Annotated in this window: 7 protein-coding genes; 3 read left to right on the top strand and 4 right to left on the bottom strand. The window is 55.1% G+C overall.

Features of this window, described 5'->3' with window-relative positions; translation table 11 throughout:
* The first annotated feature begins 361 nt into the window (after positions 1 to 361).
* Both D2E25_RS06635 and phnX read left to right on the top strand, forming a co-directional pair.
* Entirely contained in the window at positions 362 to 1,570 is a 1,209-nt protein-coding gene (locus D2E25_RS06635) for a 2-aminoethylphosphonate--pyruvate transaminase (protein ID WP_125981042.1), read from the top strand.
* Positions 1,571 to 1,808: 238 nt separating this feature from the next.
* Complete coding sequence (gene phnX / locus D2E25_RS06630; protein WP_125981040.1) at positions 1,809 to 2,594, top strand: phosphonoacetaldehyde hydrolase; 786 nt, start codon at positions 1,809 to 1,811, stop codon at positions 2,592 to 2,594.
* A gap of 96 nt (positions 2,595 to 2,690) precedes the next feature.
* Here the strand turns inward: phnX and D2E25_RS06625 are convergent, their stop codons facing one another.
* The 4 genes from D2E25_RS06625 to D2E25_RS06610 all read right to left on the bottom strand — a co-directional run bounded on the left by D2E25_RS06625 (position 2,691) and on the right by D2E25_RS06610 (position 6,357).
* Positions 2,691 to 3,458: a carboxymuconolactone decarboxylase family protein gene (locus D2E25_RS06625; protein ID WP_125981038.1), complete on the bottom strand. Its 768-nt coding sequence runs from the start codon at positions 3,456 to 3,458 to the stop codon at positions 2,691 to 2,693.
* A gap of 76 nt (positions 3,459 to 3,534) precedes the next feature.
* Positions 3,535 to 4,584: a zinc-dependent alcohol dehydrogenase family protein gene (locus tag D2E25_RS06620; RefSeq protein WP_125981036.1), complete on the bottom strand. Its 1,050-nt coding sequence runs from the start codon at positions 4,582 to 4,584 to the stop codon at positions 3,535 to 3,537.
* Between the two features lie 106 nt (positions 4,585 to 4,690).
* Entirely contained in the window at positions 4,691 to 5,143 is a 453-nt protein-coding gene (locus D2E25_RS06615) for a MerR family transcriptional regulator (RefSeq protein WP_125981034.1), read from the bottom strand.
* 170 nt (positions 5,144 to 5,313) lie between these two features.
* Complete coding sequence (locus D2E25_RS06610; RefSeq protein ID WP_125981032.1) at positions 5,314 to 6,357, bottom strand: zinc-dependent alcohol dehydrogenase; 1,044 nt, start codon at positions 6,355 to 6,357, stop codon at positions 5,314 to 5,316.
* A 254-nt stretch (positions 6,358 to 6,611) separates the two neighbouring features.
* On the opposite strand from D2E25_RS06610, the gene D2E25_RS06605 reads away from it, so the two are divergent.
* Positions 6,612 to 8,459 (top strand): bifunctional ADP-dependent NAD(P)H-hydrate dehydratase/NAD(P)H-hydrate epimerase, encoded by a 1,848-nt coding sequence (locus D2E25_RS06605; RefSeq protein ID WP_125981030.1) that lies wholly within the window; start codon positions 6,612 to 6,614, stop codon positions 8,457 to 8,459.
* Positions 8,460 to 8,551: the final 92 nt, after the last annotated feature.

The raw sequence follows: 8,551 nt of genomic DNA, 5'->3' as shown, positions 1-8,551 counted from the left end.
GTTCCCCCAGCCGCTCACCGTTGATTTGCTCCAGCAGCATCAGGACTTCTCGTCCGAGTGCAAGCGCATTGCCCAAGGCAAGTAAGGCTACGGCGCTACTTTTCACCGGGGGTGGGGCGGCATGTGTCGTTCGACACACTCAAGGCCGTTCGGCCAAGCTTACGGTCTCACAACACATGCCGCCCCACCCCCTCCACCGCCACCTAAGTGACACTTTCCGAAACGCAAATCAACCACTACATATCAAAACTACAGACGACACTCCGATTACCACCCACAGACTACGTAGATAATTGCATAAACTACGCAGCGAATTAGACTCACCAAACAGATCCACGGAATCCAGAAAGGAACCCTCATCATGGCAAACGAATACAAGCTGCTCACCCCCGGTCCACTGACCACCACGCGTACCGTCAAAGAAGAAATGCTCTTTGACCACTGCACGTGGGATGAGGACTACCAGCAGATCACCCAAAAGATTCGCCGCCAGCTGCTTGAACTCGCCCACTGCGACCCAACGGATTACACCGTCGTGCTGATGCAGGGTTCCGGCACCTTCGGCGTCGAAAGCGTACTGACTTCCGTGATCGGCAAGGATGAAAAAGTACTGCTGTGCACCAACGGCGCGTACGGCGACCGCCAGGTCAAGATCTGCGAGCACGCAGGCATCAACTACACGCAGTACGCCGAGCCATACGATCGCATTCCAGACGCCAACAAAGTCGAAGAATACCTGCGCAACGATCCATCCATCACGCACGTGTCCATGATCCACTCCGAAACCACCTCCGGCCTGCTCAACGACATCGCCGCAGTCGCCACCGTTGCCAAGGCACACGGCTGCACGTTCATGGTCGACGCAATGAGCTCGTTCGGCGGCGTAGACATCCCAGTCGCCGGCTGGGGCATCGACTTCCTCGTCTCCTCCGCCAACAAGTGCATCCAAGGCGTGCCAGGCTTCAGCTTCATCATCTGCAACAAGGCCAAGCTCGAAGCCTCCAAGGGCAAGGCACGCTCACTCTCCCTCGACCTGTGGGACCAGTGGAACACCCTCGAAAAGGCCAACGGCAAGTGGCGTTACACCTCCCCCACCCACGTGGTGCTCGCGTTCTCCAAGGCACTCGACGAAATGTTCGCCGAAGGTGGCATTCCTGCACGTTCCGCCCGCTACGCACTCAACAATCACCTGCTCATCGCACGCATGAAGGCACTCGGCTTCCGCGTGTTCCTCAAGAACAACCAGGGTCCGATCATCACGACGTTCCTCTACCCGGAAGGCACGTCGTTCGACTTCCACGACATGTATGAGTTCATCAAGGAGCGCGGTTACGCAATCTACCCGGGCAAGCTCACGGATGAGGATACCTTCCGCCTTGGCAACATCGGTGAGATCTACACCGATGACATTGAAAAGGTGACGGAGCTGCTGGCGTTGTACATGGGTGAGCGCGGACTGCTGAAGGCTGCAACTGGTTCTGATTCTGTGCCGGATGCGATTGCGGCAATGGATGCTGCTGGCGAGCCGATTAAGGCTGCAGCCCCGGTCAATGTGAAGCTTACTGCCTGAGTCCATTCAGGCCGCCGTCAGACTAGGCTCACCGCAGTCTCGTTTGGGCTGGTGGATGGTGGCAGGGGTGTTGTTCGACACGCTCAAGGCCGCTCGGCCATCGCTCCGGCGTGTGCACGCGAGCGTAGCACACGCCTGCGCTGATTATGGTCGAACAACACCCCTGCCGCCATCCACCAGCTACTTGAATTCGGTAACTGGCTGAAGTCGGTATCCACTGAGCATTTAACAAAGGAAGATGATGACTAATCGTTTTGAAGCTGTGATTTTTGATTGGGCTGGCACTACCGTGGATTACGGGTGCTTTGCACCGGTGTGTGCTTTTCAGGAGGCATTCCGCGAGTTTGGTGTTGAGCCAACTATGGCGGAGACCCGTAAGCCTATGGGCATGCTCAAGCATGATCACATCAATGCAATGCTGCATATGAATCGTATTGCTCGCGCGTGGGAAGATGCGCATGGTGCTGCGCCGACTGACGCGGATACGGATGCTGTCTACGCGCATTTTGAGCCGAAGCTGCTGTCGATTCTTGATGGTTTTGCTGACCCGAAGCCGGGCGTAGTGGAAGCTATTGCACAGCTGCGTGCCTCTGGCATCACAATCGGTTCGACTACCGGTTACACCGATAAGATGATGGAAATCGTGGTACCGCAGGCTGCAGCCAACGGCTACTCCCCTGACTTTTGGATTAGCCCTGACGGCGTGAACGGTTTTGGCCGCCCATATCCGTACATGGTGTTCCGCAACCTCGAAAAGCTGGGCGTCACTGATGTGCGCCGTGCAGCCAAGGTTGGCGACACGCTCTCTGATATTCGCGAAGGCAAGAATGCTGGCGTATTCACCATTGGCGTGACCGAGGGTAGCTCGCAAATGGCGTTGAGCCTTGACGAGTTTGAAAACCTGTCTGATGCAGACAAGGCACAAGCGCGCGTTAAAGCTCGCGATGCGTTTGTTGCGGCTGGCGCAGACGCGGTTATTGACACGATGGCTGAACTGCCAGCATTGCTCGCGCAAATCGCCTGATTGTGCGATTGTTCTTATACAACAGGTAAGGGCTTCGGAACACTTACGTTCCGAAGCCCTTACGATTATTCGATGGCGTTTTACTCGCTTACTCGTTTACTTGCTTACTTGCTTGGCGGCCTCGGTAATGCAGCGAATAGCGTTCAGCGTACGCGGGTAGCCAATATATGGCATGCATTGCGAAACGACTGCAATCAGGAATGCTTTGCTGTTACCAACCTTCAAATTGGCGCCAGCATGCGCAGTGAGCTGCGGCTCGCAACCGCCTTGCGCTGCCAAGAAGCATAAGGTGATCATTTCACGCTTGCGATAGTCAAGGCCACCACGCGTGTAATAGTCACCGAAGCAATTATCAGCCAACCATTTGTTGATGTGACGGGTTTCTTCCGGTCCGGATTGCGCGAATCCGCGCATATGCTCACCGAAAATGTCAATCTGGGCTTGCTCACCAGCGGCAGCACGCGTATCAGGAGTAGTCGTGGACTGCCCTTCAAGCGGCAGCGCAATACCGCGCGATGCGAAGATCTCATTAGTTTTCTTCACGAAAGGCAAGACACGACCAAATCCAAGATAGGCAACCGCCTGGTAGACGATCTCCTTAGCTTCAACCGGTGTTACGCCACTGTCTAAAGCGACCGGCAGCATCAGCGCATAATCGTCAAGCCCTTGGCAACCAATCAGCGTGGCAAGGATTGCCATTGAACGGGTGGCATCATCAAGATCAGGATGATTCGCACCCGGCTCATGAATAACCTCGTCGTACGCAAAATTGGAGAAGAACTCAACAAATTCAGGATCGGTTTGCGCCAGTGTTTTGTCATCATTCCAGAACCGATTCATCCGGTTTTTCAGCTCATCGAACATGATCGTAGCTTTCCTTTCCTTGCAAGCAAATTCACCCAGACTTACTCAACCTTGTGCAGGCGAGCAAGCTCAACAATCAGACTTCGCTCACGCGCAGCAATGACTTAACCGTGCGACGCTCATCCATCGCCTCATATGCAGCCTGAATATCATCAAGCGTGAACTCGGCAGTAAACACGCGACCCGGGTGAATATCACCATCAAGCACCTTGCCAAGCAAGCCTTGCAAGTCATACGTGCGTACCGGAGCCGGGCCACCACGCAAGCCAACATTACGGTAGAACAAACCAGGCACGTCAACTTCCACGCCATGCGGCAAGCCCACGCGGCCAACAATCGCACCAGCACGCGCTACCTTCATCGCAGTATCATTCGACTGCGCTGAGCCAACGCATTCCAACACAGCGTCAGCACCATAACCGTCAGTCATATCCAGCACGCGCGCAACAGCATCATCGCCACGCTCTTCCACAATGTCAGTCGCACCAAACTCGCGAGCAATCGCCTGACGATCCGCATGACGACTCATAGCAATAATGCGCTCAGCACCACACAGTTTTGCCGACAAAACGCCACACAAACCAACCGCACCATCGCCGAATACCACAGCCGTATCCCCCGGCTTAACTTCCGCAGAAGCAGCAGCATGATAACCAGTTGACATCACATCAGAAAGCGTCAACAGTGAAGCAAGCATGGCATCATCAAACGTGCTCGCATCGCCCGGCACAGTCACCAGCGTGCCGTTCGCTTCAGGCACGCGCAAATATTCTGCCTGGCAACCCATACCGTCATCACTACCGAAATATCCGCCATGCGGGCAGCACGATTCAAATCCAGCCTTGCACACTGGGCACGTACCGCAGCTAAATGGGAACGGCACGATAACAAAATCACCAGGCTTTGCAACCGTCACATCGTCGCCAATGCTTTCAACAACACCGATCGCCTCATGCCCAGTCTGCGTGTTGACTGGCCTGCCGCCGTCACGGTAAAACCACAAGTCAGAACCGCATACGCATGCTCGCACTACGCGAATAATGGCATCGCTCGGCTGCGTAATCACTGGCTTCGGGCGCTCCTCACACGCCATAGATTTCACGCCTTTGAAAACAGCTGCTTTCATAGCCTCATACTCCTTTGTCTATCAATAGTTGTCACAACTGGTGAACAGGTCATGCAGAACAGGTCATACAGAACAGGCAATACAGCCCTACACGCCGCCCATACACTTATTTGGCAGCGATTCGCTTCACACGTTCGACAATGTCCCGATTCTCATCGAGCAACCGTTGCGCCTCATCATCATGGCCTTCAGCCACCGCACGCCAATACAACGTTTTGAATGACACATACGCTTGCTGCATGCGAATGCTCTCCGCTTTTGCAGCCAATCGCAACGCTTGAGCGTCCAACAATTCCATCTGCCGGCGAGCGCCTTCAGGACCATCGAAACGATTCTGCAAATACTCGCGCATCGCGTCGAGCGGCATTCCCGTAGCGGAGAGGCAGGAGACGGTAACGAGCGCTTGAATATCCTCATCGGTGTATGCGCGATGGCCTGAGCTTGGGTCGCGAGCGATAGGGTCGATAATGCCGATCTGCTCGTAGTAGCGCAAAGTTGATTCAGGCAGCCCTGAAATAATCGAGGCTTCGCGGATTGTATGCCATGTCGTCGTGCTCATACCCCGCACATTACGAACTTCAAGTACTTGAAGTAAACCGGCGACACGCCGATACGATCTATGACTCATGTAATCGGTGCATCCGCGCATACAAAACGGCGCTCGCCTGCCATCTGTGTGATGATGCCGGCGAGCGCCGTAATGTATGAATACGCCGATTATCGGCTGATTTATCGGCCGTTCGGGTAGATGACGATCTTGCAGCTTTGACCAGAACGCAGCGCGTCGAGCGCTTCACCAAAGTCGTCGATGCTGTAGCGTCCGGTAATCATTTCTCCAAGGTCGACTACGCCCGCGGCGAGCATTTGTGCAGTTGCTTCGAACGTAAAGTGGCCGATGAACGTGCCGTGAATGGTGACGCCGCGCATTGCCAAATCATTCTGATCGACGATCTGCTTGCCGTTTGCATTCAGGCCGAAGCATACGACGTCGCCGCCCTTGCGCACGCATTGCAATGCTTGTGGCAGTAGGCAGCCGACTGCGTCGATAACCGCGTCAACGCCAAGGCCAGCGGAAACGTCCTTGCACGCGGCCACTGGATCATCATCCTTGCCGCATACTACGTCAGCACCAAGGTCGCGCGCCCATTCGAGACGTTGTGGAGCAATATCAGTGGCAACAACTTTGCCAGCACCGGAGGCTTTGAGCAGTGCGATGAAAATCAAGCCGATCGGGCCACAACCAAGCACAGCATATTTCTTGCCAGGGCGCAGATCAATTGCCTTGAGCGAGCCCATGCAGCAGTTGACTGGCTCGCAGAGTACTGCGGTATCTACCGGAGTGCCTTCGGGCAGTTTGATCGCTTGCGCTTGTGGCAGTAGCTGATATTGGCACATGAAACCGTCGAGTTTCTCGCCCATGGATTGCATGTTGGCGCATTCGTTATATTGACCGCCATGGCACATTGCGCAATGACCACATGGAATGTTGTTGTCGCCAACAATATGGTCGCCGGGCTTGAACGCGTCTACAGCATCGCCGACGGCTACAACCTCACCGACCATCTCATGGCCAATAATCACGCCAGGTGTTGCGTGCGCTCCTGGAGGATCGAGCAGAATCTGATTATCGGTGCCACAAATACCGCACGCTAACACTTTGACGAGCAGGTCGGTTGGATTCTTCACTGTGGGAACGGGTACTTCTTTGACTGCCCAGTGGCCAACGCGTTCGAACACTACGGCTTTCATCGTCTCGGGAATAACTTCGCTCATATCATGCTCCTTTGCAATCGTGAAGTTCCAAGGCACATTATGGCACTATCAACGCGCGCATCGGCGTATTCATACCGGTCACAATCCGCCAAATACCAGTGTGTTCACGCCACCATATGGTTACTATGCAACCACCGAACGGTCACCATATGATGCGCCTATACGCGTGTAGTGTGCTCTCGCCGGGCGTAACTGCTATCGCGCGAGTAAAGTGGGAGTCTAGTGCATGTTCACCGACCAAGGAGGGTGCCGTTATGTCCGATCAAGGCGATGAGAACAGGCTGCACACGTTGCGTCATGCTGCGTATACGGCGGCTGATGTGCGAGCGATGGAGCGTCCCCTGCTGGATGACGGGGTGCCGTTAATGCGTATGGCAGCCACCGCTGTGGCTCACACTGTCGCCGAGCTGCTTGATGATGAGGGCTTGGCGTTGGAAAGTTCACGCGTAACGCTGCTTGTTGGTGCGGGTGATAATGGCGGTGACGGCTTGTACGCTGCGGCAGCACTTGCGCAAAATGGTGCAGCGGTTACTGCAGTGGCGGTTGGTCGCACGATTCATGAGGAAGCGTTTGCTGCATTTGTGCGCGCAGGCGGTAAGGTACTGATTCTTGACCCTGCATCTGAAATTCCGGGATGCGCAGCAGGATTTAGTGCTGGTGAAGCTGGTGAACGGTTGCGCGCAGCAGTTGAGCTTGCGCAGCATTCGCATGTGATTATTGACGCGATGACTGGCATTGGCTTAAACGGCGCATTGCGTGGTATTGCGGGCACGATGGCAGCCTCTCTTGGCGTGGACGGTACCGTGCCGGATCGTACCGCATTGCCTGATGGGGATACTGCTGGCGAATTCCCATTCGTTGTAGCAGTGGATACTCCCTCTGGCGTGGGTGTGGATGATGGCGCCATTATTGGCCCGTATATTCCAGCTGATGTGACAGTAACGTTCGGCGCGCTCAAACCGTGCGCCATTCTGCCGCCGGCTGCGTATGCGTGCGGTAAGGTCACGCTCGTTGATTTCGGATTTGATATTGACGATCATGCTCCGCTGGTTGAAGTTGTGTCGGGCGATAATGCCAGTGAAGCGATTCGTTTGCCGCGACTGGCAGATACGAAGTATTCGCGTGGCGTTACCGGTTTGATTACTGGTTCAGTGCGCTACCCCGGTGCTGCAGTGCTGTCTAGCAAGGCTGCGGCAGTAACGAATACGGGCATGATTCGCTACATGGGCCCGGAGCGTACTCGTTCAATGGTGTTGTCAGCAGTGCCGGAGGCAGTGATTGGCAAAGGCCGCGTGCAATCGTGGGTTGTTGGCTCAGGCGTGCCGGACGGCGAATCGGATGAGGATGATGCTGATGTGCAGCGTCAAACCATTGCGAAACTCCTCTCGCATTACGCGGTAGGTGAGGATGGCGATGATCCAGAACTCGCGTTTGAAATGCCACCAATTGTTGTTGATGCAGGCGCGTTAGATCTTCTGCCTGATGAGGTGCCACCACAGGTGGTGATTACGCCGCACGCTGGCGAACTCGCAGCTTTGCTGGTTGAGCGTGATGAGGACGTGGATGCGCATGATGTGCAGCTTGAACCATTGCATTGGGCGTTGCGCGCGCACGAGCTCACCGGTGCCACGGTGCTGCTCAAGGGCGCGGTAAGCATTGTTATTGGCGATAGTGAGCATGATGATGAATCCGATGAGGCTGAGCGCAATCACGCTGTTGGCTCATTGGATGGCGATGAGGCAGCCGATATTGACTTTGACCATTCGCATGATGCTCGTGCGACGCGCCCACGCATTCTCGTAGCTGGCCGCGCTCCGGCATGGTTGGCTACGGCAGGAGCTGGTGACGTGTTGGCCGGCATGACTGGTGCGTTGCTTGCGCAACAGGATGAGGATGAGTCAATTACCGAGACTGTTGCTAACGCAGCGTACTTGCATGGCTATGCTGCGGCAATCGCATCCGATTGTGACCAACGTGGATTTAATCCGCCAACAATCTATGGCACTCCATCAGCGCATTCGGCAGCTTCTCTTGGCCAACCGATTCTTGCCTCTGATGTGATCGCCGCAATTCCAGCCGCGTTCCGTCAGCTGTTGTCATAATCGCGAGCGCATTCAAGTAACTCATACCAACGGTGCCTCTTTGCTGTGCGACATTGCATACACGGCAAAGAGGCACCGTTGTCTGTACACTA

It is taken from the genome of Bifidobacterium goeldii (assembly GCF_003951095.1).
GTDB classification, from domain to species: Bacteria; Actinomycetota; Actinomycetes; order Actinomycetales; family Bifidobacteriaceae; genus Bifidobacterium; species Bifidobacterium goeldii.
Note: the sequence above shows the minus strand (reverse complement) of the source record. Positions and strands in the feature narration are given on the sequence as shown.

Excerpts from the sequence above, each read along its gene's own strand:
- D2E25_RS06615 (WP_125981034.1), bottom strand. The coding sequence starts at position 5,143 with ATGAGCACGACGACATGGCATACAATCCGCGAAGCCTCGATTATTTCA.
- D2E25_RS06625 (WP_125981038.1), bottom strand. The coding sequence starts at position 3,458 with ATGTTCGATGAGCTGAAAAACCGGATGAATCGGTTCTGGAATGATGAC.
- D2E25_RS06605 (WP_125981030.1), top strand. The coding sequence starts at position 6,612 with ATGTCCGATCAAGGCGATGAGAACAGGCTGCACACGTTGCGTCATGCT.
- D2E25_RS06620 (WP_125981036.1), bottom strand. The coding sequence starts at position 4,584 with ATGAAAGCAGCTGTTTTCAAAGGCGTGAAATCTATGGCGTGTGAGGAG.
- phnX (WP_125981040.1), top strand. The coding sequence starts at position 1,809 with ATGATGACTAATCGTTTTGAAGCTGTGATTTTTGATTGGGCTGGCACT.
- D2E25_RS06635 (WP_125981042.1), top strand. The coding sequence starts at position 362 with ATGGCAAACGAATACAAGCTGCTCACCCCCGGTCCACTGACCACCACG.
- D2E25_RS06610 (WP_125981032.1), bottom strand. The coding sequence starts at position 6,357 with ATGAGCGAAGTTATTCCCGAGACGATGAAAGCCGTAGTGTTCGAACGC.